Origin of the sequence: Streptomyces sp. NPDC127084, assembly GCF_042724175.1 — a bacterium.
In the GTDB taxonomy this organism is placed as follows: domain Bacteria; phylum Actinomycetota; class Actinomycetes; order Streptomycetales; family Streptomycetaceae; genus Streptomyces.
Genome location: NZ_JBHXFA010000004.1, coordinates 21,278 through 45,615 on the forward strand (window position 1 = coordinate 21,278; position 24,338 = coordinate 45,615).

Genomic DNA, 24,338 nt, shown 5'->3' on the forward strand with positions numbered 1-24,338 from the left:
CCCCTCACCACCCCCCCCCACACCCACACAGACACGCGCCCCGCCACCCCCCCCCCGGGGGGGGGCGCGCGCGCGGGGCGCGGGGGCCGGGGGGGTGGGCCGGCCCCCCTCGCCTGGAGTGCCGCTGTCCGCTCAGCGCTTTCCTACAGCTTCTCGATGACGTAGTCGACGCAGGCCGTCAGCGCCTGCACGTCCGCCGGGTCGATCGCCGGGAACATCGCGACCCGCAACTGGTTGCGCCCCAGCTTGCGGTACGGGTCGGTGTCCACGATCCCGTTCGCCCGCAGCACCTTCGCCACCGCCGCCGCGTCGATGTCGTCCGAGAAGTCGACGGTTCCGATGACCTGGGACCGCTTGGCGGGGTCGGCGACGAACGGCGTCGCGTACTTCGACTCCTCGGCCCAGCCGTAGAGCGCCCGTGCGGAGGTGGCCGTACGGCGCACCGCCCAGTCCAGACCGCCCTGGCCGTTGATCCACTTCAGCTGCTCGTTGAGCAGGAAGAGCGTGGAGAGGGCGGGGGTGTTGTACGTCTGGTTCTTGCGGGAGTTGTCGATCGCCGTCGGCAGGCTGAAGAACTCCGGGACATGCCGTCCGGATGCGTGGATCCGCTCGGCCCGCTCCAGCGCGGCGGGCGAGAACACACCGATCCACAGGCCGCCTTCGGAGGCGAAGGACTTCTGCGGGGCGAAGTAGTAGACGTCGGTCTCGGCGATGTCGACCGGCAGTCCGCCCGCGCCGGACGTGGCGTCCACCAGCACCAGCGCGCCCTCGTCGGCACCCGCGACCCGCTTGAGCGGGGCTGCGACACCGGTCGAGGTCTCGTTGTGGGTGAAGGCGTAGACGTCGGCGCCCGCCTCGGCACGCGGCTCCGGGTGCGTGCCCGGGTCCGAGGAGATCACCGTCGGCTCGGCCAGCCACGGAGCCAGCTTCGCGGCCTTGGCGAACTTCGAGGAGAACTCACCGAAGGTGAGGTGCTGCGACTTGTTCTCGATGAGACCGTGCGTCGCGATGTCCCAGAAGGCGGTGGAGCCGCCGTTGCCGAGGATCACCTCGTAGCCCTCGGGGAGCTGGAACAGCTCGGACACGCCCTCGCGTACCGAGCCGACCAGGTTCTTGACCGGGGCCTGGCGGTGGGACGTACCGAGCAGAGACGTACCGGTGGCGGCCAGGGCGTCCAGCGCCTCAGTCCGCACCTTGGAGGGGCCTGCGCCGAAACGGCCGTCGGCGGGCTTGATGTCAGCGGGAATCTGGATATCGGCCACGAGCCGGAGCCTAGTCGGTTCCGCCAGGTCGCAGGGGCTGGGGTCCGGCGGGTGAGACGAGCGGCCACAGGTCGGGACGGGCGGCGCGCGGGGGCGCGGGCGCGGGGTGGGGCGGCCGGTGCGCATATGCGGGGTTCACTCGATCGTGCGGGCGGGAAGGCGTGAGCGGGGGCAGGCTGGGTGCATGGTGGTAAAGGAGGAGGTCCATGACGGGCCTTGAGCGGGGCCGCGGGGCGCGGGAGCGTGCCCGAGACGTGCCCGACCGAGACGCGCGTGCCCGCGCGGACCATGACCGCGCCGACCATGACGGGGCGGACCGCGACGCGCGTGACCGCGATGAGCTCGGGCGCGGCCTCAGCGCGCTGGAACGCGACCTCAGGGCGGCGCTGCGTGGCGAGGTGGACTTCACCCCGGCCGCGCGGGCACTGATGACCATGGACGCCTCCAACTACCGTCGCGTCCCGGACGGTGTCGTCGCCCCGTACGACGCGGACGACGTCGCCGCCGCACTGGCCGTCTGCCGCGACCACGGGGCGCCGGTGGTACCGCGCGGCGCCGGGACCTCGATCGCGGGCCAGGCCACCGGCACGGGCGTCGTGCTCGACTTCACCCGCCATATGAGCAACGTGCTCGACGTCGATCCCCGGTCCCGTACGGCGGTGGTCCAGCCAGGCGCGGTGCTCGACGTGCTGCGCGCCGCCGCGGGCGCCCACGGGCTGACCTTCGGCCCCGATCCCTCCACGCACAGCCGCTGCACACTCGGCGGCATGATCGGCAACAACGCCTGCGGCTCGCACTCGGTGGCCTGGGGGACCACGGCCGACAACGTGCGCGAGCTGTCGGTGGTGACCTACGGCGGCGCCCGGCTGCGCCTCGGCCGCGGAGCCGGTCTGGACACCCACGGCTCGGCGCCGAGCGGGCTGCGGGAGCTGGTCGAACACCACCTGGCCCTGCTGCGTACCGGCTTCCCCCAAGGGCTGCCGCGCCGGATCTCCGGCTACGCGCTTGACGCGCTGCTGCCCGAGAACGGCGCCGACCTCGCCCGCGCCTTCTGCGGCAGCGAGGGCACGCTGGCGGTGCTGACGGAGGCGACCGTACGCCTGGTCGAGTCCCCGCCGCACCGGGCCCTCGCTCTGCTCGGATACGCGGACGAGTCCGCCGCCGCCGACGCGGCCTCCGGACTGCTGCCCTTCGGGCCACTCACCGTGGAAGGCATGCCTGCGGACCTGGTACCCGACCCCGGCGCACTGGGCGTACTACCCCGGGGCGGTGCGTGGCTGTTCGTGGAGACGGGCGGCGCTGACGCCGCCGAGGCACGGGCGCACGCCGAACGGATCCTGCGCGGCACCGACGCGCTCGACGGCACCGTGGTCACCGACCCGGCCGGACAGCGGGCGCTGTGGCGGGTGCGGGAGGACGCCGCCGGCACCGCGACCCGGATGCCGGACGGCACCGAAGCCTGGCCCGGCTGGGAGGACTGCGCGGTGCCACCTGCCCGACTCGGGGGCTATCTACGGGACTTCAGAGCCCTGCTGGCGCAGCACGGGCTGCGCGGCACCCCGTACGGGCACTTCGGCGACGGCTGCGTCCACGTCCGGATCGACTTCGACCTGCTGAGCGGGCCCGGGGTGCGGCGCTTCCGTGACTTCTCGGAGGAACTGGCCGGACTCGTGGTGGCACACGGCGGCTCGCTGTCGGGGGAACACGGCGACGGACAGGCGCGGGCGGAGCTGCTGCCGCGGATGTACGGGGCTGAACTTGTGGGTCTCTTCGGCAGGTTCAAGGACCTGTGGGACCCGGCCGGCGGACTCAACCCGGGGATTCTGGTCCGGCCCGCGCGGCTGGATCAGAACCTCAGGTTCGATGTGCTGCCGAGGACGCCGGTGGACGTGGAGTTCGGCTATCCGCAGGACGGCGGGGACTTCGCGGCAGCGGTTCGGCGCTGTGTCGGCGTGGCCAAGTGCAGAGTGGAAGGCGGCAGTTCGGGGCCGGGAGTGATGTGTCCCTCGTTCCGGGCGACCGGCGACGAGCAGCACTCCACGCGCGGCCGCGCCCGGCTGCTGCACGAGATGCTGGCGGGCGAGGTGGTGGCGGACGGCTGGCGTTCACGGGAGGTACGGGACGCGCTCGACCTGTGCCTGTCCTGCAAGGGCTGCCGCAGTGACTGCCCGGTCGGCGTCGACATGGCCACGTACAAGGCGGAGTTCCTGCACCACCACTACGCGGGCCGTCGGCGCCCCGCGGCGCACTACAGCATGGGCCGCCTGCCGCAGTGGCTGCGCGCCGCCGCCCCGTACGCCCCGGCGCTCAATGCGGCGGCCAGGATCCCGCCGCTGGCGGCACTGGTGAAACACCTGTCGGGGGTGGCGCCGGAGCGCGAACTGCCGACCCTGGCCCGCCGCACCTTCACCTCCTGGTGGGGCCGCAAAGGTCCGGGGGAGCGGACAGGGACCGGCCTCGTGCTGTGGCCCGACACCTTCACCGAGTACCTCGCGCCCTCGGTGGGCCGTGCGGCGGTCGCCGTGTTCGGGGCCGCCGGACTCGATGTGTCCCTGCCGCCGGACCGGGTCTGCTGCGGACTGACCTATGTCTCCACCGGCCAGCTCGACCGCGCCCGCGCCGTGATGCGCCGCACCCTGGACACCATGGCGCCGGTCCTGGAGCGCGGAGACAGGCCGACGAGTGTCGTCGTACTCGAACCGAGCTGCGCGGCGACTCTGCGGACCGACCTGCCGGAGCTGCTCCCCGGAGACCCGCGCGCCCGGGCCCTGGCCGACTCCGTATGCACCTTCGCGGGCGCCCTGGAGGAGCATGCCCCCGACTGGACCCCGCCCCGTATCGACCGCCCGGTCGCCGGCCAGACCCACTGCCACCAGCACGCGGTCCTGGGCGACGACCCGGAACGCCGCCTGCGCGACCGCGCGGGCCTGACCGGCGAACTCAGCGGCGGCTGCTGCGGCCTCGCGGGCGACTTCGGCTTCTCCCGCGGGCACTACGCGGTGTCGGTGGCCTGCGCCGAGGACCGACTGCTGCCGTCGGTCCGGGCCGCGGCGGACGACGCGGTGCTGCTCGCGGACGGCTTCTCCTGCCGTACGCAGTTGGAGCAGCTCGCGGGTCGGAAGGGGCGGCATCTGGCGGAGGTGCTGGCGGAGGGGCTTGCGGAGGGGGTCGACCGGTGAGCCGGCGACGCCTTGGGAATCCACTCGCGAGTGCTGCGGGCGTGTCTGCTCCGCCATACGTATCGTTGTACTGCGCGGCTGGCGGCCTCTATGCGGCAGCCGGGGAGGAGCGCCACTGTGACCGTCGTGGAGACCGACAGGATCGAGATGGCTGAGAGCGACAACGAGCGGACCTTGGACGACCTGTTCGAGGCGCTTGCGCGGATGCCCGTCCCCGAGGGATACAAGGTCGAGATTGTCGAGGGGACCGTCCATATGTCGCCGCAGCGGGACACTCACTGGGACATCATCGCGGACATCTATGACCAACTGCGCACCGAATATCCCCGGGTCCGTATCAAGTCCGATGTCCGCATCGACTACCCCGGGCACCTCAACGGGTTTGCCACCGACGTAACACTGCTCTCCCAGGACGCCGAGAAGAACGCGAAGGGACTCTGGAGCTATCAGGACGTCGTATTCGTAGCCGAGGTGATCTCCAAGGGCACAGGGGTCAAAGACTACGGCCCCAAGAAGACCGCCTACGCGACGGCTGAGGTTCCCGTCTACCTCATCGTTGACCCCTATGTCGGCAAGTGCCACGTCTACACCGGCCCCAAGGACGGCGACTACGCCGTCCAGATGACCGTTGCCTTCGGCACGGACGTCGACCTCACCGGGACACCTGTCGGCCTCAGCCTCGCAACCGATGACTTCCCCCGGGGCTGAGCAGCACCCGCCCCGGGTCACGCCTCCGTCACACCACCGGATGCCGCCCCACCAGGTGCCCGTAGCCCCCGGCCTCCCACACGAGCACGCGGAACTCACGCAGGCTGAGCGCGCCGCGCGGCAGCCCGGGGCCGTCGGGGAAGTGGACGGTGCCGCAGCGGGCGCAGTACCAGGCGTCCGACCACACCGCCTCCGCCGCCGGCTGACCGGCTGCGATCTTGCGGGAGGCGGCGCGGTGCCGTGTCGCCGGGAAGAGCAGCAGGAGTGCGGCGACCAGGGCGAACGCCGATACCCAGGCCAGGAAGAGGAACTCGGTTTGAGGCGCGACGGCTTCGGACGCCGAGCCGTTCACGAAACCGGATCCGTATCCGAACCCCGAGCCGAACGGGTCCGGGTCCGGGGCCGCCTCGTCCTCGAACCACTCGCCGCCCAGCGCACCACCGGCGAACGTGCCGATGGCCACCAGGACGCCGAGTACGCTCAGGCAGCCCCAGCCGTTGGGGCGCGGCGGCGGAGCGGGTGCGAGTGACTTGGTCAGCCCGGTGCTCACCGAGCGCACCGAGCGGTGCCCTTCGCTGTCGGTCGACACCTCGGTCATGCTGTCCCGCCCGGACTGGTACACGGCGGGAACCGCCGTCACCCGGTCCGTGAGCGCGCAGCCCGGGCAGGGGTGCAGACGCCCCCGTCTGACATAGTCCACCCTCGTCACGGTTTTCCCCCGTCGTTGTGCGGTCGATCGCCCGACACGGTAGTCGGCGAAAGACGGTCGTCCAGGGAACAATAGGCTGACCGCCATGCCACGACTCCCCATCGAACTCGTGATCTTCGACTGCGACGGTGTGCTTGTCGACAGTGAGCGGATATGCGTCGCGGTGGACGCCGCCATCACCGCCGATCTCGGATGCGACTTCACCGAGGCCGAGATCCTCGACCTCTTCGTCGGCTCCTCCACCGAGGTCTACACAGCCGAGATCGAGAAGCGTCTCGGTCGCCGTCTGGAGGACGGCTGGCTACGGGCCTACGACCACCTCTACGAGGAGGCGCTGGAGGCCGAACTGACTGCGGTCGATGGCATCTTGGACGCGCTCGACCGCCTCACCGCACTCACCTTGCCCTACTGCGTGGCATCGAACGGCGACCACGACGGCATCCGGCGCAGCCTCCAGTTGACCGCGCTGAGCGAGCGTTTCGGGGAGGAGAGCGTGTTCAGCGCTCGGGATGTGGCACGGGGCAAGCCGGAGCCCGATCTGTTCCTGCACGCGGCGCGTTCGATGGGGGTCGACCCGGCGCGGTGCGCGGTGGTCGAGGACAGCGCCTACGGAGTACGGGCGGCACGCGCCGCCGGGATGCGTGCCTTCGGGTACTGCGGTGGGCTCACCCCGGCGGGGCGGCTGGAGGGGCCGGACACCGTGGTGTTCGACGACATGCGAAAGCTCCCCTCACTGCTGGTGGCCTCCGGCGCCTGAGCCCCGTCCGCGTCAGCCCGGTCCGAGGTCCGCGGTGAGCCCGGACTGCCGGAACCCGCTCAGGCGAAGAGCCGCTCAAGGACCTCCGCCACACCGTCCTCCTCGTTGCTCGCCGTGCGCCGGGGCACGGCGGCGAGTACGTCCGGGTGGGCGTTGCCCATGGCGTAGGGCATGCCCGCCCAGCTCAGGAACGAGAGGTCGTTGGGCATGTCCCCGAACGCCACGACTTCCGACGCGCTGATGCCGCGCTCGGCGCACAGGGCCGCGAGGGCGTCGGCCTTGGTGACACCGGCCGCGCTGATCTCCAGCAGACCGCGCCCGCCCGAGTGGGTGAACTGCGCCTCGCCGCCTGCCGCCTGTTCGGCCATGGCGACCAGTGCCTCCGCTTCGAACAGGGTGGAGTGGGCGAGGAGTTTCACGATCGGTGCCTCCAGCAGCCACAGGTCGGCCAGCGAGGCCACCGGGGACTCGGCGCTGAGGTGCTCCCCGTGGCGGAGCTGGTAGGCAGGTTCGTAACGGATCTGGTGGCCGGTCTCCACGGCGAAGCCGAGGCCGGGAGCGGACTCGGCCAGCATGTCGGCGAGGCGGCGGGCGGTGGGGAGTGCCAGGGCGCGGGAGCTGATGACGGTACGGGGCGCGATGTCGTACAACTGCGCGCCGTTGCTGCACACCGCCGTCCCGGTCACCCCGGTCGCGGCGGCCACCGCGTCGATGTAGCGGGGCGGGCGGGCGGTGACGATGACCACCTCGGCCCCGGCGCCGACGGCGGCGCGCAGGGCGCGCACGGTGCGAGGGGAGACGGTTCCGCCCCGGCGCAGGAGTGTGCCGTCCAGGTCGGTGGCGATCAGCCGGGGGAAAGGGCGGTGCGGCATGGCTCATCGTAACGAGGACCGGCCGCGCAGGTGAGCGACCGGCCCGTGCCGAGGAGCAACGCCCCGAGGCGCGGGCTCAACCCCGCCCGCCCTCACTCCCCGTGCTCATCCACTGCCGCCTCCGCCAGCGCCGCACGCAACTGCGCCTGCAACGACGGGTGTTCCGCTGCCCGCTCCGCGGCGAGCGCCGCCCGGAACTCCCGGCGCGCCTGCGACCGCGCCCCCGCCGCCGCGTACGACTGCCCGAGCCGGCGCCGGATCTCCATCTCCAGCCGGGTGCGATGCGGCTCCGAACGCGGTGAGATAAGCGCGTGCAGCTCCAGCGCCTGGCGGTGGCGGCGTTCCGCCTCCGGGAGGCCGGTGGCGATCGACCCCAGCCTGGTCAGTGTCAGCGCCAGCAGCATCCTGTCCCCGAGCTCCCGCTCCCGCAGCAGAACTTCGCCGCGGAGCAGCACCTCGCGTGCCTCGGGGAGCTCGCCCAGCGCGGTGTACCCGTCCGCGAGTGTCACCAGGATCTGGCTGATCGGGATGGGACGGCCGTTGCGCTCGGCCGAGGCGAGTGCCGCCAGCGCGTCGGTACGAGCGCCCTCCGCGTCACCCCGCGCGAAGCGGCTCATCGCCCGCAGTGCCAACGCCATCGACACCCCCCAGGCGTCACCGGACCGTTCGAGCACCGGCAGCACCTCGGTCACGGTTGCCGCCACCGTGTCATGCCGCCCGTGGATGTAGTCCTGCATGGCCAGACCGGCCAGCGGCTGCGCGGCCAGGGCCTCGTCACCGCTGTCGCGGGCGTACTGGACAGCCCGCCGGAACCAGTCGCCGCCCTGCGCGTTCCTGCCCTGCTGGTGGTCCAGCAACCCGAGCGAGCAGGCCAGCGCGACGCGCAGCGCCGGGTCCCCGGCGCGTTCGGCGGCGTGCAGTGCCGTGGTCACCGCCGTACGGCCCTCGTCGTAGCGGTCGTGGTGGAGGAAGTGGTCCCGCAGCGCCACCCCCAGTCGCGCCGCCAGCAGGTACTCGCCGTGCGCCGCCGCGAACCCCGGCAGATCCGCCAGGTCGGCCCCGGCCGCCTTCAGCCAACGCGCCGCGTCGTGCGCGGAGCCGAAGCACCCGGATGTCGCGTCCGCAGGCGCGTACGCGTCCGGCCGGCCGTCGTCGCTGGTGAGCCGGCCCGCCCGTACATAGAGCTCCAGCGCCTGCCGCCGGGCGGCCGCCGCCTCGTCGGGCCGGGCGTCGGCCAGCTTCCGCGCGTGCACCCGCACCAGGTCGTGCAGGCGGTACCGCCCCGGGCGCGGTTGGAGTACCAGGCTCGCGTCGTAGAGCTCCTCCAGTACGGTCTCGGCCTCATCGAGGCCCGCACCGAGCATCGCCGCGGGCGTCCACGCGTCGAACTCCGGTGTCGGCGCGTGCCCGAGCAGCCGGAACGCCCGCTGCCGGTCCTCGCCCAACTGCTCGTACGACATGAGGAACGCGGCCTCCACACTGCGGTCACCGGCACTCAGTTCGCCGAGGCGGCGTTCCTCCTGTGCCATCCGCGCCACCAGATGGGCCGGGGACCACGACGGCCGGTGCTGAAGGCGCGCGCCCGCGATGCGCAGGGCAAGCGGCAGGCCGCCGCACAGTCCGGCCAGGTCGGCGACCGCGCCGGGATCGGCGGCGGAACGCGCGTCGCCGATGAGGCGGCGCAGCAGGCCCACCGAGTCGGCGGTCGGCAGTGGTTCGAGGGTCACGCAGCGGTCCGCGTCCAGTCCGGTGAGCCGGTGCCGTCCGGCCACCAGCACCCGGCTGCCCGGTCCGGCCGGGAGCAACGGGCGTACCTGCGCGGCGCTTTCCACATCGTCCAGCACGAACAGCAGCCGCAGTCCGCTGGTGGCGCCACGCCAGGCGGCGATGAGCTCGTCCTGTTCGTCGGGGACGTCCGCGTCGGCGGTGCCGAGGGTACGCAGCAGCCGCTGGAGCAGGCGGGTGGTGGAGGGGCGGTCGCGGCTGCCGGCGTCCGGGGAGTGGTGGGTACGCAGATCGAGGAAGAGGGCACCGTCCGGGTGCTGGGGGCGCAGCGTCCAGGCCGCGTGCACCAGCAGCGAGGTCTTCCCGACCCCGGCAGGGCCGTCCACGGTGGCGATGGTGACGGCCGTGGCGTCATCAGGACCGGGCACGGTGAGGGCGGCGACCTCGGCCGCGCGGCCGACCAACTTGCCTGCGTTTCCAGGTAGTTCGTTGACCGTCCGAGTCGGCCGCGCGGCGGCCTGTTTCGGCGCCGCAGGCGGGGGAGCGGGGACGCGGCCGATGACCGCGGCGTCGTCGTGCCGGAGCACCGCGGCGTGCAGTTCTCGCAGCGGCGCCGACGGGGTGGTGCCCAGCTCATCCCGGAGCCGGTGTCGCAACTCCTCGTACGCCGAGAGCGCCTCGCCCTGCCGACCCGTCCCGTACAGCGCCCGCATCCGCAGCGCCAGCACCGTCTCGTCCAGCCGATCGGCGGCGGCCAGCTCGGCGAGCACCTCTCCACCGCGGCCGAGCCGCAGCATGCACTCCAGCCGCCGATGGCCCAGCGAACGGCGTTCGAGCAGCAGTCGTCGCCGTTCTCCGAGCGCGTAGGGGCCGGGCAGCCCCGCGAGGGGTTCCCCGCGGAACAGGTGCAGACCCCGCTCAGCCGCGTCCAGTGCTCCGGCGGCGTCCTCGGAATCCAGTAACCGACCCGATTCCAGTGTGAGTTCGGCGAGAAGCGTCGTATCGAGCCGGACCGGAGCTGCGAACCGGTAGCCGCCTGATCCGCCCCGGATCACCGATCCTTCCTGTCCCGCGCCGGGTGTGTCCAGGGCGCGCCGCAACGCGTACACGTAGCTGGGCAGGACCCGCCGTCCGGTCGGGGGCGGCTGATCGCCCCACACCCCGTCTATCAGCTGCTCATTGCTGACCAGTCGGCCGCCGCGCAGCACCAGTGCCGCCAGCACCGCCTGCCGGCGGGCCGGGCCGATCGCTGTCTCCCCGTCGCCGTACCAGGCCCGTACGGGGCCGAGTAGCGAGATGCGCAGGTGCGGCGGCTCATCCGGCGGCCTCACTGCCATCTGGGCTCCCAGGGTCATCACAGGCGTCGCGGATCATCAGGATTTCATCGCTATTGCAGCGGTGAGCGCCACGGTTGGCAAGTCAGCGCTCTGAGTTGGCGGTTCGGCGCTCAGAGCAGGGCGGAGTGCACCGGTGGAGGCGGCATGACCCCTGAGGTCGCGCTGCTCCTGGGCCGCTGCGGACTCGTTCTGTACGGCTACGGCTACGGCTACGGCTACGGCTACGGCCTGGATGGCGGCTCCTGTCGGATCCGCCTCGCCGGCGGTGGCCCGGAGGTCGGCCGGGTCGAGGGCGGTCAGGGCGCGTGGAGTGCCTGGGCGCGTCGGCGGCACGACGGCCGTCAGGTCCTGGTCGCCACCGATCTCCCCAGCCGCAACGCGGCGGTGTGCGCGGTCGCCGACCACGCCGAGTGGGACGACCTGCCACCCGCCGCATCCGCCGGCGCGACGCCCGGCACGACACGCGACACAACACGGAGGTACCCGATGACGAGCATGAAGCGGCGCCACCTGTGGGGCGTTGCCCGAGAGGCCCGCAGAGCGCTGGAAGCAGGGGAGTTGACGCATACGGTGCAGCTCTACCTCAACCGCCCGGTGTACGGGAAACGGGCCGTCAGGCGGGTGGACCGGGGGGTCGACGAGGTGATCAGGGCGGTGGAGAGCTCCGGCTGGAAGTGCTGCGGGGTCGAACCATGGCTCGGCACCGGTGCACTCCTCAGCTTCGTCAGGGCCGACTGATGGGCGGCGATGCGACCGTACGCCGGCGCGTGCCGCTGTCCGGTGGGATCGGCTTGCTGCTCCTGGCACTGGTGGCCGGGTTGCTCGTCTGGCAGTACGGCCCAGGCGCGGAATCCGGCGCCCCGGCGGCCGCGCGCGATCTGAAGCCGTTCCGGCAGGCCGTCGACGGGCTCGCACAAGCCCCGGGGCTGCGTTACGAGGACACCTCGCTCGCCGGGATCACACAGAACGAGATCACCGTCACCGCCAGCGGTAGCCAGTTCGGCACCACGGGCTCCGGCAACAAGGCGCACGGCCGGGACGTCCTGCGCGTCGGGGGCAGGACCTTCACCCGCTGGCAGGACGACCCGGCCCCGAGCCCAGCCGCCAAGGCCGCGGCCAAAGCCGGCGCGAGGATCCCCAGCGAGTGGATGACCGGCCTTGACGACGGCTCCACACTGCTGGACGAGGCCCTGGGCCGGATGCCCAGCCCGTCAGCACTGGCGGCCGTACTGTCCAGGGCCCTGGACCAGGTGGAGAGTGCCCCCGCGTCCGAGGGCTCCGGGCGTCGGCAGCGCCCGCTGAGTGTCGGGGACACACCGGCGCTCGCGGTCGACACCACGGCGGGACGGCTGCTGGTGAGCAAGCGGCAGCCGCACCGCGTGCTGCGCCTTGAGCCCTACGGCCTGTCGGAGATGGCCGACCGGTTCCGGAGCGGGGAGGTGCCGACCGCGATCCCCCAGGTGGCCATCGGGCCACTCGCGTCGGGCGACTCCGAGGGGATGGACCTCTCCCCGATCGCCGGTGCCGCCATCGACGCGATGTTCGACACGCTGCTCCAGCACACGCGGCAGCTCGGCGAGGCCACCGACCACGGCATCAACTTCACACTCGACGGCTCGGGCCGGATGAACTGCGGTGCGTCGGGCTGCACCGCGAGCCAGCGGTTCACCGGCCGGGTCTCCAGCAAGGCGACGGGACGTGTCACCCGAGGCGAAGTCAGCGCCGTGCTGAGCGCGGACTTCTCCATCGGCGGCCAGCCCGCAGGCCGCTGCACCAGCGCACGCGGCAGCTTCCCGGTCCGTGGCAACCAGGTCTCCGGCTCACTGAGCTGCTCCAACCCGGGTGCCGGCGCCGTCTACTCCTCGGTCGCGGCCCGGTACAAGGCGCAGGCCGAGGCGGAGTCCCGAGCCGGCGGCGGCCGGACGGTCCGCTACACAATCCCCCTGCGGGCCAACACGCTGATCGACGCACGCGCCCTCGCTGCGGTCGAGGTGACCCGGCTCGTGGAGGGCGTCAACCGGGAACGGGACGCGGCGGACTGCCTACGCCCCCACAGTTTCCCGTCCGGCACCCAGGTCCTGCTCGCCGACGGCACCCACCGGGCCATCGAGGACATCCGCGTCGGCGACCGGGTGACCGCGACCGACCCCGACCGGAGCCTGACCGCCGCGCGGTCGGTGGTCGACACCATCACCACCGACGGCGACAAGGACTTCACCCGCCTCACCGTCACCACCGCCCGGGGCCCCGCCACTGTCACAGCCACCGGCAACCACCCCTTCTGGCTTCCCGCCGACCGCCGCTGGAAGGACGCGCGGGACCTCCGCCCGGGCGACGCCCTGCGCACCGCCGACGGCGCGAACGCACTGGTCAGCGAGGTCGGTGAGCGGCAGGGGCAGCAGCGTACGCATGACCTCACCGTGGACGGCTTCCACACGTACTACGTGTTGGCCGGCCCGGTCCCGGTCCTGGTCCACAACAACGGCAGTGGCAACGGGAAGGGCAAGGGCAAGAAGTGCCGACCGGCCATCGACGACGATCACATCAGGCACAACCACACACCTGAGGGAATGTTCTCGACCGACCGTTCCAAGACCGAGTGGCTGCCCGGAACCACGAAGGCGTCGCGCGCGGCTGTCATCAACGAGGTCCTCAAACGCGGCCGGGTGGTGACGAACAACCTGAACCGCGACGGGATCGTGAAGGAGCTCAGGTACAACGACCCGATCGGGCACATGCGGGACCGCAACAGGACACCGCTGTACAAGATGCGTGTCTACTATGACCCGGAGCTCAACAAGGTCCGCAACGCCTTCCCGGTGAGGTGAGCCCCCGATGGAGATCTCCTTCTCGCCGAGTGCCGACTACGCGGCTCACGGGCGCGAGCGCACGCAGGGCGGCGACGATCTGGCCACCGTGTCCAGGGCCGACCTGCGGTGGTACTACTTCCTCGGACACCTCTCGATCACCCACTCGGGCACCGAGATCGGACCGCCGTGGGGCTGGGTGCCGCTGTTCGACGCGATGTACTGCGTGCGGCAGGTGATGGACTTCGCCCAGGGCGGAGACGCGCTCGGCCGGATCGACTTCACCGAGAACGACGAGTCGATCAGCTTCGAGCGGGACCAGGCCGGTGGGCTCCGCATGTCCCCGAGCTACCTGGCGGCGGAGTCCGAGCTGCGTTGCCCGGCAGCGGAATTCCTGTCGGCAGGTACCGGTTTCATCCGCACACAACTGCTGCGGGTGATGACGGACTACCCCGACCTCACCCGCAACCACGATACGCGCGCTCTGGCGCGGGACGTGGGTCTCGAGGTACCGGAGGCATAGCGGAGACGCCCCGTGACCAGCCCGCTCTCGGGGTCGGTCACGGGGCGCCTTCGTGTCTCCGGCGCGCCGAGCCCGTATGGGCAGCAACCTTCAACGGACTGCCGCGGAGCAGCACTACTAGACGGTGCGGATGACAGGGGTGGGTTTGATGTTCTGGGCGTCGACGAGGGTGCGGATGTCGCCCGGATCCGAGGTCCAGATGATCGCGCCGAGGCGGGCCGCCATGGTCACCACGGTGGCGTCGACAATGTCCGAGGTGCCGGCCTTGCCGCAGAGAATTCCTGCCGTCTTGGCGGTTTCGATCCGGCCACCGGCGCGCGGGCGGTCAGTCGCTCAGGTGCACCGTAAGCCGGGTCTCCGTGTCGCTGATGTTGACCGCGTCGACGAAGCCCCGGGCCTTGCGGTACTTCCCTGTGCCGCCGTCGAGCGCGAAGGTGATCTCGCCGGGGTCGGTCCCGGTGAACGTGATCAGGCTCTGGAGGGTGAGGGCGCCCTTGGGCAGCTTCAGGGTGGCCAGGCACTGCATGTCGTACTCGTCGCCGGGGGCGGTCCGGGTCAGGGTGCAGACCTCGCCGTATGTGCCGACCTCCTCGTCGTCCCGGAGTAGCGCGCCGCCGTTGATGAACTCGTCGCCCTGGGAGAGCCCGCCGGAGTCGTCGATGTCGATGAAGGTGTTCTGTGCCGTCCGCGCCACCAGCACGAAGACTTCCTCGGCCCAGTCCGCTTTGTCCCCGTACCCGTCCCTCTCCCTGTCCTCCGTGCTCTCCCTGTCCGGCCTCTCGTGCCGGGGCGGGTCGCGCGTGTCGTCGACGGCCGAGGCGGGGTGGGGGTACAGCAGGAGGGCGGCGGCCAGCCCCGCGACGACCTTCGGGGTGGCTTGCTTCACGCGAGGCACGATGGGGCTCCCAAGGCTGGCGGCGGTCGCTTGCCAGGCCAGCTTGGGTCGGCCGGAAGGGCGCCGCGACTTCGGGTGGCCATACAGGTGACGGGTCCTCAGCGGCTGCTGGGAAGGTGTGCCGCCGCGTCACTGTTCATGCGGGGTGGCTGAGTTCGCGGGCCAGCCGGACGAGTAGGCCGGTCGAGGGATGGGGTGCGCCGGCTCGCCAGGCCAGCAGGACCGGGACGGCCGGGGCGTCGGACAGGGGGCGGTACGTCACTCCGGGGTGCGGGTGCAGGGACTCCGTGGAGGTGGACGAGACGCCCGCTCCCCGGCCGGCGGCGATCGCCGTCAGCCAGTCGTCGGTGTTGGCGGCGGTCACGGTGGATGGCGGGCGCGCGTCGGGGGGCCACAGGTCGAGCGTCGTCGCACCGGAGACCGGGTTGAGCACGATGGGCTCGGTCGCCAGGTCCGCCAGGGTGAGCGTGGCGTGCGCGGCGAGCGGGCCGTCGGAGGTGATCGCTGCGACGCGCGGTTCGGTGAAGAGCAGCTCGGTGACAAGGCCGGGTGTGTCGACCGGGCCGCGAAGTACCGCCGCGTCCACCTCGCCACGGGCGAGGCCCGCGGTCCGGTCGTCGATGCGCAGCAGTTCCAGGGAGGTGTCCGGGTGCTCCTGCCGCCAGCGGCGCAGCAGCGGGGTGGTGTACGGGCCGAGTGCCGCCCACGGATGTCCGAGCCGTAGCGGGCGGCGGCGCAGCAGGCTGCTGTCGATGGCGTCCTCGAAGGCGGTGACGGCCGCCGCGGCCTTGTCGCGGAAGGAACGCCCTTCGGGTGTGAGGTCGAGATGGTGGGTGGAACGGTCGACCAGCCGGACGCCGAGATGGCGTTCCAGGGCGGCCAGCGTGCGGGATACGGCGGGCTGCGTGAGGTGCAGCGCGGCGGCGGCCCGGGTGAGGTTCCGTTCCTCCGCGATGGCGAGGAAGCAGCGCAGATGACGCAGCTCGATGCTCATGCGTGGGGAGCATAACCGCAGACCAGAATGCATTTCCCGTAGCACAGCGGCGTTGCGTAGCGTGGGTGGGGAGTATCTGGGGACCGGGATGGGGATCGGTGGGCGAAGTGGCGCGTACGGACATGGACGCTGGTACGGAACGGGCTGCCGCCGTCGCGGTCGCGCTGCCCGAGGCCGCGGGCGCGCTGGACGGTGCCACCCGCCGTGGCGGCGGCGGGCTCGGGCCGGTCGCCCTCGTCGTCGCCGGGGCGTTGTCCGTGCAGTTCGGTGCCGCCATCGCCGTGATGCTGATGCCCATCGCGGGCGCTGTCGGGGTCGTCACCCTGCGGCTGGTCCTCGGGGCCGTCGTCCTTCTGCTGGTCTGCCGGCCCCGGCTGCGCGGCTACAGCCGCGCCGACTGGGGCACCGTGCTCGCCTTCGGCACCGCCCTGGCGGCCATGAACATGGTCTTCTACCAGGCCGTGGAACGTATCCCGCTCGGCGTGGCCGTCACCCTCGAAGTGCTGGGTCCGCTGACGCTCTCGGTGCTGGTCTCGCGCAGGCTCATCAACCTTCTGTGGGCCGGGCTGGCGCTCGGCGGTGTCGCCCTGCTCGGCGGCGGAGGGTTCGGCGGCGGGTCAGGGCTCGATCCGGTCGGTGTGCTCTGCGCTCTCGCGGCCGGCGCGTTGTGGGCCGCGTACATCGTCTTCAGCGGCCGCACCGGGCGTCGCTTCCCGCAGGCGGATGGACTGGCCCTCGCCATGGGGGTGGGCGCGCTGCTCAGCCTGCCACTCGGGATCACCGTGGCGGGCGAGGCGCTGCTGGTGCCGTCCACGATCGGGCTCGGGCTCGCGGTCGCGCTGATGTCGTCCGTGCTGCCCTACACCCTGGAGCTGCTGGCGCTGCGCCGAATGCCGGCGCAGACCTTCGCGGTGCTGATGAGCCTGGAACCGGCAGTCGCCGCGGCGGCCGGGTTCCTGGTGCTCGACCAGGGCCTGTCCTGGGCTGACGTACTGGCGATCGCCCTGGTCATCGCGGCCAGTATGGGGGCCGTGCGGACCCAGACGGGCCGGGCTGCCGATCCCGCCCGCGAAGAGCCCCGCAAGGGCCCTGCGAAGAGTCCGGGAAATCCGAGTAAAAAGTAAAGCAAGCACGCTTGCTTGTTTCTCTGAGCGCTGCCATGCTCCGGGGCACTGGTCCCATGCCCGAGGCCGAGGGACATGTCCCGAGGGGAGCGCACTGTGTCCGACCCTGCCGTCGTGCTCGACGACCTGCGTACGGAGAGCGAGGAACTCGACCGGATCGTCGCGGACCTGGGTGAGGAGCGGTGGGCGACCGCCACGCCCGCCCCCGGGTGGGACATCGCCCACCAGATCGCCCACCTCGCCTGGACCGACGAGGTCGCGCTGCTCGCCGCCACCGACCCGGGTGCGTTCGCCAAGCATGTCGAGAAGGCCCTGACAGAGCCCGACACCTTCGTGGACCGCGCGGCCGACGACGGTGCCGTGCAGCCGCCCGCCGAGTTGCTCGCCCGCTGGCGCCAGGGCCGCGAGCGGCTGGAGCAGGCGCTGCGCACCGCGCCCGCCGGGTCGCGATTCCCCTGGTACGGGCCGCCCATGAGCGCCACATCGATGGCCACCGCCCGGTTGATGGAGACCTGGGCGCACGGGCAGGACATCGCCGATGCCCTCGGGGTCGTACGCGAACCGACCGCCCGGTTGCGGCATATCGCGCACATCGGCGTCCGGGCGCGCGACTACGCCTACTTCGTGCGCGGAATCGAGCCGCCGCAGCAGGCGTTCCGGGTGGAGCTCAGCGGGCCCGACGGCGAGCTGTGGACATACGGGCCGGATGACGCGTCCCAGAAGGTCACAGGCCCGGCGCTGGACTTCTGCCTGCTGGTGACCCAGCGGGCACACCGCGCCGACCTCGCCGTACGGGCGGAGGGCGCGGACGCCGACCGGTGGCTGGACATCGCGCAGGCCTTCGCGGGCCCTGCCGGTCAGGGCCGTACGCCGAAGGGGGCCTGAGCGGTGGGGGAGCCCAAACCGGGGCCTTTGCGGATCGGCAATGCCTCCGGCTTCTATGGTGACCGCTTCGACGCCGTACGCGAGATGCTCACCGGGGGCGGACTCGACGTCCTCACCGGCGACTACCTCGCCGAGCTCACCATGCTCATCCTCGGCCGGGACCGGATGAAGGACGCCCGCCTCGGCTACGCCAAGACTTTCCTGCGGCAGCTTGAGGAGGGCCTCGGCCTCGCCCATGAGCGCGGGGTGCGGATCGTCGCCAACGCGGGCGGGCTGAATCCGGCGGGCCTCGCCGACGCCGTACGCGAACTGGCCGAACGGGTCGGAGTGCCGGTACGTGTCGCGCACGTCGAAGGCGATGACCTCACCGGACGCGCCGACATCGCCGCCCGCTTCCCGGACGCGCTCGCCGCCAACGCCTACCTCGGCGGCGGCGGGATCGCCGAGTGCCTGCGCGCCGGGGCGGATGTCGTCGTCACCGGCCGGGTCACCGACGCGGCCCTCGTCACCGGGCCCGCGCAGTGGCACTTCGGCTGGCGGCCGGATGACCCGGGGTACCACGACGCGCTTGCGGGCGCCGTCATCGCCGGGCATCTGCTGGAGTGCGGGACGCAGACGACGGGCGGCAACTACGCCTTCTTCGCCGGCCATCACGAGCAGGCACCCGACCTGCGCCGACCCGGTTTCCCGCTCGCAGAGCTGTACGCCGACGGCTCGTCCGTGATCACCAAGCATCCCGGCACCGGCGGGGTCGTGGACCTCGGCACCGTCACCGCGCAACTGCTGTACGAGACCGGCGGCGCCCGCTACGCCGGCCCCGACGCCACCGCCCGACTGGACTCCGTACGCCTCACCCGGGAAGGCCCCGACCGGGTCAGGATCTCCGGGGTGCGCGGCGAAGCCCCGCCGCCCACGCTCAAGACGGGTCTGGCGAGGCTGGGCGGCTGGCGCAACGAGGTGGTGTTCGTGCTCACCGGTCTCGATATCGAGGCCAAGGCCGAGTTGGTGCAGGCACAGGTCGAGGATGCCTTCGGCCGGGCCAAGTCGCGGCCTGCCGAGGTGCGTTGGGAACTGGCCCGCACCGACAAACCGGACGCGGCCACCGAGGAGACCGCCAGTGCGCTGCTGAGGCTCGTGGTCCGGGACCCGGACGCGGCGGCCGTCGGCCGGGTGGTCAGCGGAGCCGCGATCGAGCTGGCGCTCGGCAGCTACCCCGGCTTCCATGTGACCGCCCCGCCCGGCAAGGGCGCCCCGTACGGGGTGTTCGACGCGGCGTACGTGGACGCGGCGTCCATCGAGCACATCGCCGTGACCCCGGAAGGGCAGCGGCTGACCGTACCGCCGCCGCACCGCACCCGGGAGCTCGCGCCCGTACCGGAGCCGGAGTTGCCCGCTCCGCTGCTGCCGGGGCCGGTGCGCCGCGCGCCACTCGGTCTGGTGGCGGGGGCCCGCAGTGGGGACAAGGGCGGGGACGCCAACGTGGGCGTATGGGTGCGCACGGACGAGGCGTGGCGCTGGCTCGCCCATGAGCTGACCGTGCGACGTCTTCGCGAACTGCTCCCGGAAGCAGCCGACCTGGACATCGAACGGCATGTCCTGCCGAATCTGCGGGCGCTGAACTTCGTCATCCGCGGACTGCTCGGCGACGGCGTCGCCTCCCAGGCGCGCTTCGACCCCCAGGCCAAGGGCCTCGGGGAGTGGCTGCGGGCAAGGCACATCGAGATCCCGGAGTCCCTGCTGTGACCGCACCCGAGAAGACCCTCGTACCGGAGGTGACCCCGTGACCGTTCTCGCCAGCACCCTCGACACCGCGTCCGCCGACTACTCCGCCCAGCGCGCCGCCATGCTCGCCAGGCTGGACGCGCTCGACGCCGAGCACGCCAAGGCCCTCGCGGGCGGCGGTGAGAAGTACACAGCCCGGCACCGCAAGCGCGGCAAGCTCCTCGCCCGGGAACGTATCGAGCTGCTGCTCGACCCCGACACCCCCTTCCTCGAACTGTCCCCGCTCGCCGCCTGGGGCAGCGACTATCCCGTCGGCGCCTCCATCGTCACCGGGATCGGCACCATCGAGGGTGTCGAATGCCTGGTCACTGCGAACGACCCGACCGTACGCGGCGGCGCCAGCAACCCCTGGACGCTGAAGAAGATCCTGCGCGCCCACGAGGTCGCGTTCAGCAACCGGCTGCCGCTGGTCAGCCTGGTCGAGTCCGGTGGCGCCGATCTGCCCAGCCAGAAGGAGATCTTCATCCCGGGCGGTGCGGTGTTCCGCGACCTCACCCGGCTGTCCGCCGCCGGAATCCCCACCATCGCTGTGGTCTTCGGCAACTCGACCGCGGGCGGGGCGTACGTACCCGGGATGTCCGACCACGCGGTGATGATCAAGGAGCGTTCGAAGGTCTTCCTCGGCGGGCCGCCGCTGGTGAAGATGGCCACCGGCGAGGAGAGCGACGACGAGTCCCTCGGCGGCGCGGAGATGCACGCCCGCACCTCGGGCCTCGCCGACCACTACGCCGTGGACGAGCTCGACGCCCTGCGCCATGCCCGCCGTATCGTCGCCAGGCTCAACCACCGCAAGGCGCACCCCGACCCGGTGGCGGGCGCCGGAATACAGCCCGAGCCGCCCAAGTACGACGAGGAAGAGCTGCTCGGCGTCATCCCCGAGGACCTGAAGACGCCCTTCGACCCGCGCGAGGTGATCGCCCGGCTCGTGGACGCCTCGGACTTCGACGAGTTCAAACCCCTCTACGGGACCAGCCTGGTCACCGGCTGGGCCCGGCTGCACGGCTATCCCGTCGGCATCCTCGCCAATGCGCAGGGGGTGCTGTTCAGCGCCGAGTCGCAGAAGGCCGCGCAGTTCATCCAGCTCGCCAACCAGCGCGACATCCCGCTGCTCTTCCTGCACAACACCACCGGCTACATGGTCGGCAAGGAGTACGAGCAGGGCGGCATCATCAAACACGGCGCGATGATGATCAACGCGGTGTCGAACTCCAAGGTCCCGCACCTCTCCGTCCTGATGGGCGCGTCCTACGGTGCCGGGCACTACGGAATGTGCGGCCGGGCCTACGACCCGCGCTTCCTCTTCGCCTGGCCCAGCGCCAAGTCCGCGGTGATGGGCCCGCAGCAGCTCGCCGGTGTGCTGTCGATCGTGGCCCGGGCCTCGGCCGCCGCCAAGGGGCAGCCGTACGACGACGAGGCGGACGCCGGTCTGCGGGCGATGGTGGAGCAGCAGATCGAGGCGGAGTCGCTGCCCGCCTTCCTTTCCGGGCGGCTCTACGACGACGGTGTGATCGATCCGCGCGACACCCGCACCGTCCTCGGGATCTGCCTGTCCGCGATCCACACGGCTCCGGTCGAAGGCGCCCGCGGCGGCTTCGGCGTCTTCCGGATGTGAGGCCCTGATGATGATTGAGAAGCTGCTCGTCGCCAACCGCGGTGAGATCGCCTGCCGTGTCTTCCGCACCTGCCGTGAGCTGGGCATAGCCACGGTCGCCGTGTACTCCGACGCGGACGCCGGCGCCCTGCACGTACGGGACGCCGACGCGGCCGTACGGCTGCCCGGGGCGGCCCCGGCGGAGACGTATCTGCGCGGCGACCTGATCGTGAAGGCGGCCCTCGCAGCCGGGGCGGACGCCGTGCACCCCGGCTATGGCTTCCTTTCCGAGAACGCCGACTTCGCCCGTGCCGTCATCGACGCCGGACTGGTGTGGATCGGCCCGCCGCCGGAGGCCATCGAGGCCATGGCGTCCAAGACCCGGGCCAAGCAGCTCATGGGCATCGCACCGCTCGCCGAGGACGCGATCACCGAGGCCGAGCTGCCCGTGCTCGTGAAAGCGGCGGCGGGCGGTGGCGGACGAGGAATGCGCATCGTCCGCGAACTGGAAGAATTGAAAGGAGAGTTGGAGGCAGCGCAGGCGGAGGCGCTCAGTGCGTTCGGTGACGGCGAGGTGTTCGTCGAGCCGTATGTCGAGAACGGCCGCCATGTCGAGGTGCAGATCCTCGCCGACGCCCACGGCACCGTCTGGGCCCTCGGCACCCGTGACTGCTCCCTCCAGCGCCGCCACCAGAAGGTGATCGAGGAGGCCCCCGCCCCCGGTCTCGATGCCGAACTGCGCGCCGCACTCGCCGAGATGGCCGTCCGTGCCTCCCGTGCGACGGACTACCGGGGCGCGGGCACCGTCGAGTTCCTGATCGCGGACGGCGCCGCGCACTTCCTGGAGATGAACACCCGCCTTCAGGTCGAACACCCCGTGACCGAGGAGGTGTTCGGGGTCGATCTGGTCGCCCTGCAGATCCGGGTCGCCGAAGGCGAGCCCCTCCCCGCCGCCGAGCCGCCCACCCCGCACGGCCACGCCATCGAGGCCCGCCTCTACGCCGAGGATCCGTCGCGCGCCTGGTCCCCGCAGACCGGCACTCTGCACCGGCTCTCGTTGCCCACAGGCCCGGGCCTGCGCCTGGACACCGGATTCACGGACGGCGACACCATCGGCGTCCACTACGACGCCATGCTCGCCAAGGTCGTCGCCTGGGCCCCGACCCGCGCCGAGGCCGTACGCAAGCTGGCCGGGGCACTGGAACGGGCCAGGGTGCACGGCCCGGTCACCAACCGGGAGCTGCTCGTACGATCATTGCGGCACCCGGAGTTCCGCGAGGCCGGGATGGACACCGGCTTCTACGACCGGCGGCTACCCGAGCTGACGGCGACCAGCGGCGGTACGGAGATCGCCGCGCTCGCCGCCGCCCTGGCCGACGCCGCGGCCCGCCGCCGCGACGCGGTAGCCGGTGTCACCGCCCGCGTCGGCGGCTGGCGCAACCTGCCGTCCCAGCCGGGCACCAAGCGCTATCTGACAGCGGACGGCACCGAGTACGAGGCCCGCTACCGCACCACCCGCACCGGCACCGAAGCCGTGGACCTCCCCGGGGTACGCGTCCTGGACGCGGCGCCCGGCGGCTCCGTGTTCCTCGAAGTCGACGGCGTGCGAAGCGAGTTCAAGGTCAGCCGGTACGGGGCCGACCGGATCCACGTGGACACCCCGACCGGGGCGTACACCCTCACGGAAGCACCCCGCTTCCCCGACCCCACCGCCCAGCTTGCGCCCGGCTCGCTGCTGGCGCCCATGCCCGGCACCGTCGTCCGTGTCGCCGATGGCCTCACCGCCGGCACGCGGGTCACCGCCGGGCAGCCGCTCGTCTGGCTGGAGGCGATGAAGATGGAGCACAGGATCTCCGCTCCCGCCACCGGCACGCTCACCGCGCTACACGCCGTACCCGGCCTCCAGGTCGAGGTCGGCGCCCTTCTCGCCGTCGTACAGGAGGACCAGACCTCATGAGCACGAGCAAGAGTCGACACGTGAACAGCGTCATCGAGAGCGAAGAGCAGACCGCGCTGCGCGCCGCCGTGTCCGCGCTGGGCCGACGCTATGGATCGTCCCACGCCGCCGACCACGACCGTGACGCCCTGTGGGCCGAGGCCGCCAAGCTGGGCTACCTCGGCGTCAACCTGCCCGTCGAGTACGGCGGCGGCGGCAGTGGGATGGGCGAGCTGTCCATCGTGCTGGAGGAGTTGGGCGCCGCCGGCTGCCCGCTGCTGATGATGGTGGTCTCGCCCGCCATCTGCGGCACGGTCATCTCCCGCTTCGGCACCGAGGAGCAGAAGCGCGCCTGGCTGCCGGGGCTCGCCGACGGCAGCCGCACCATGGCCTTCGGCATCACCGAGCCCGACGCCGGGTCGAACTCGCACCGGATCACCACCACCGCGCGGCGCACCGATGACGGCTGGGTGCTCACCGGCCGCAAGGTGTTCGTGTCGGGTGTGGACATCGCCGACGCGACCCTGATCGTCGGCCGCACCGAGGACGCCCGTACCGGCAAGCTCAAGGCCTGCCTGTTCATCGTCCCGAGGGACGCGCCAGGCTTCAGCCGCTCCCAGATCGACATGCAACTGGAGTCGCACGAGAAGCAGTTCGAGCTCGTACTCGACGATGTCGCGCTGCCGCATGACGCACTGGTGGGGGAAGAGGACGCCGGACTGCTCCAGCTCTTCGCCGGACTCAACCCGGAGCGGATCATGACCGCCGCCTTCGCCATCGGCATGGGCCGATACGCGCTCGCGCGGGCGATCGACTACGCCAAGGAGCGCCAGGTGTGGAAGGCCCCCATCGGCGCCCACCAGGCCATCGCCCACCCGCTCGCCACCGCGCACATCGAGCTGGAACTGGCCCGGCTGATGATGCAGAAGGCGGCGGCGCTGTATGACGCGGGCGATGACGTGGGCGCGGGCGAGGCGGCGAACATGGCCAAGTACGCGGCGGGCGAGGCCTGTGTGAAGGCCGTCGACCAGGCCGTGCACACCCTCGGCGGCAACGGCCTCACCCGCGAGTACGGCCTGGCCCGGCTGATCACCGCGTCACGGGTGGCACGGATCGCCCCGGTCAGCCGGGAAATGATCCTCAACTACATATCCCATCAGTCCCTGGGTCTCCCCAAGTCCTACTGAGAGGAGACATTCTGGCGGCCACGAGCCACGACTCAACGCCGAGTCGATGCCGAGCGAAGGGGCTG

General features: G+C 71.9%; 18 protein-coding genes. 12 read left to right on the plus strand and 6 right to left on the minus strand.

From position 1 onward, the window contains the following. Window positions 1-143 precede the first annotated feature (143 nt). Window positions 144-1,262 (minus strand): phosphoserine transaminase, encoded by a 1,119-nt coding sequence (serC, locus tag ACFWI9_RS01995; protein WP_387158345.1) that lies wholly within the window; start codon window positions 1,260-1,262, stop codon window positions 144-146. 206 nt (window positions 1,263-1,468) lie between these two features. Between serC and ACFWI9_RS02000 the strand changes: the two genes are divergently transcribed. Further along, window positions 1,469-4,441 carry an FAD-binding and (Fe-S)-binding domain-containing protein gene (locus ACFWI9_RS02000; protein WP_387158347.1) on the plus strand — a complete coding sequence of 991 codons (2,973 nt, stop codon included), beginning with the start codon at window positions 1,469-1,471 and terminating at the stop codon, window positions 4,439-4,441. Between the two features lie 117 nt (window positions 4,442-4,558). Then, window positions 4,559-5,149 (plus strand): Uma2 family endonuclease, encoded by a 591-nt coding sequence (locus ACFWI9_RS02005; protein WP_387158348.1) that lies wholly within the window; start codon window positions 4,559-4,561, stop codon window positions 5,147-5,149. Window positions 5,150-5,177: 28 nt separating this feature from the next. Here ACFWI9_RS02005 and ACFWI9_RS02010 read toward each other — a convergent pair whose 3' ends face one another. Beyond that, window positions 5,178-5,849, minus strand: a complete 672-nt coding sequence (locus tag ACFWI9_RS02010; protein ID WP_387158350.1) for a hypothetical protein — start codon at window positions 5,847-5,849, stop codon at window positions 5,178-5,180. Between the two features lie 94 nt (window positions 5,850-5,943). Here ACFWI9_RS02010 and ACFWI9_RS02015 point away from each other — a divergent pair, with 94 nt between their 5' ends. Next, window positions 5,944-6,615: an HAD family hydrolase gene (locus ACFWI9_RS02015; protein WP_387158352.1), complete on the plus strand. Its 672-nt coding sequence runs from the start codon at window positions 5,944-5,946 to the stop codon at window positions 6,613-6,615. 59 nt (window positions 6,616-6,674) lie between these two features. Here ACFWI9_RS02015 and ACFWI9_RS02020 read toward each other — a convergent pair whose 3' ends face one another. Together ACFWI9_RS02020 and ACFWI9_RS02025 are read right to left on the minus strand one after the other, a co-directional pair. Next, window positions 6,675-7,487 carry an HAD family hydrolase gene (locus ACFWI9_RS02020; protein ID WP_387158353.1) on the minus strand — a complete coding sequence of 271 codons (813 nt, stop codon included), beginning with the start codon at window positions 7,485-7,487 and terminating at the stop codon, window positions 6,675-6,677. Window positions 7,488-7,579: 92 nt separating this feature from the next. Beyond that, a complete protein-coding gene (locus tag ACFWI9_RS02025) occupies window positions 7,580-10,549 on the minus strand; it encodes a BTAD domain-containing putative transcriptional regulator (RefSeq protein ID WP_387158355.1) in 2,970 nt (989 codons plus the stop codon). Window positions 10,550-10,693: 144 nt separating this feature from the next. Between ACFWI9_RS02025 and ACFWI9_RS02030 the strand changes: the two genes are divergently transcribed. From ACFWI9_RS02030 to ACFWI9_RS02040, 3 genes are read left to right on the plus strand one after another with little or no spacing between them, the layout of a single operon-like run. After that, the gene (locus ACFWI9_RS02030) at window positions 10,694-11,287 is read left to right on the plus strand and encodes a hypothetical protein (RefSeq protein ID WP_387158356.1); all 594 of its coding nucleotides are present in this window, start codon (window positions 10,694-10,696) and stop codon (window positions 11,285-11,287) included. Then, window positions 11,287-13,377 (plus strand): Hint domain-containing protein, encoded by a 2,091-nt coding sequence (locus tag ACFWI9_RS02035; RefSeq protein WP_387158357.1) that lies wholly within the window; start codon window positions 11,287-11,289, stop codon window positions 13,375-13,377. Before ACFWI9_RS02030 ends, ACFWI9_RS02035 begins: the two co-directional genes overlap by 1 nt. Before the next feature lie 7 nt (window positions 13,378-13,384). After that, window positions 13,385-13,879 (plus strand): hypothetical protein, encoded by a 495-nt coding sequence (locus ACFWI9_RS02040; protein ID WP_387158359.1) that lies wholly within the window; start codon window positions 13,385-13,387, stop codon window positions 13,877-13,879. Window positions 13,880-14,204: 325 nt separating this feature from the next. On the opposite strand, the gene ACFWI9_RS02045 is transcribed toward ACFWI9_RS02040, so the two are convergent. Both ACFWI9_RS02045 and ACFWI9_RS02050 read right to left on the minus strand, forming a co-directional pair. Continuing rightward, a complete protein-coding gene (locus ACFWI9_RS02045; RefSeq protein ID WP_387158361.1) occupies window positions 14,205-14,765 on the minus strand; it encodes a hypothetical protein in 561 nt (186 codons plus the stop codon). A 145-nt stretch (window positions 14,766-14,910) separates the two neighbouring features. Beyond that, a complete protein-coding gene (locus ACFWI9_RS02050) occupies window positions 14,911-15,768 on the minus strand; it encodes a LysR family transcriptional regulator (protein WP_387158362.1) in 858 nt (285 codons plus the stop codon). Between the two features lie 122 nt (window positions 15,769-15,890). Between ACFWI9_RS02050 and ACFWI9_RS02055 the strand changes: the two genes are divergently transcribed. The 6 genes from ACFWI9_RS02055 (at window position 15,891) to ACFWI9_RS02080 (ending at window position 24,273) form a co-directional block, all read left to right on the plus strand. Further along, window positions 15,891-16,892: a DMT family transporter gene (locus ACFWI9_RS02055; protein ID WP_387158363.1), complete on the plus strand. Its 1,002-nt coding sequence runs from the start codon at window positions 15,891-15,893 to the stop codon at window positions 16,890-16,892. A 96-nt stretch (window positions 16,893-16,988) separates the two neighbouring features. Next, complete coding sequence (locus ACFWI9_RS02060) at window positions 16,989-17,777, plus strand: TIGR03084 family metal-binding protein (RefSeq protein WP_387158365.1); 789 nt, start codon at window positions 16,989-16,991, stop codon at window positions 17,775-17,777. 3 nt (window positions 17,778-17,780) lie between these two features. Continuing rightward, window positions 17,781-19,520, plus strand: coding sequence for an acyclic terpene utilization AtuA family protein (locus tag ACFWI9_RS02065; RefSeq protein ID WP_387158367.1), 1,740 nt, complete (start codon window positions 17,781-17,783; stop codon window positions 19,518-19,520). Window positions 19,521-19,557: 37 nt separating this feature from the next. Continuing rightward, the gene (locus ACFWI9_RS02070) at window positions 19,558-21,171 is read left to right on the plus strand and encodes an acyl-CoA carboxylase subunit beta (RefSeq protein ID WP_387158369.1); all 1,614 of its coding nucleotides are present in this window, start codon (window positions 19,558-19,560) and stop codon (window positions 21,169-21,171) included. A gap of 10 nt (window positions 21,172-21,181) precedes the next feature. Further along, window positions 21,182-23,107, plus strand: coding sequence for an acetyl/propionyl/methylcrotonyl-CoA carboxylase subunit alpha (locus tag ACFWI9_RS02075; protein ID WP_387158450.1), 1,926 nt, complete (start codon window positions 21,182-21,184; stop codon window positions 23,105-23,107). Then, window positions 23,104-24,273, plus strand: a complete 1,170-nt coding sequence (locus ACFWI9_RS02080) for an acyl-CoA dehydrogenase family protein (protein WP_387158370.1) — start codon at window positions 23,104-23,106, stop codon at window positions 24,271-24,273. Before ACFWI9_RS02075 ends, ACFWI9_RS02080 begins: the two co-directional genes overlap by 4 nt. The last annotated feature ends 65 nt before the right edge of the window (window positions 24,274-24,338 follow it).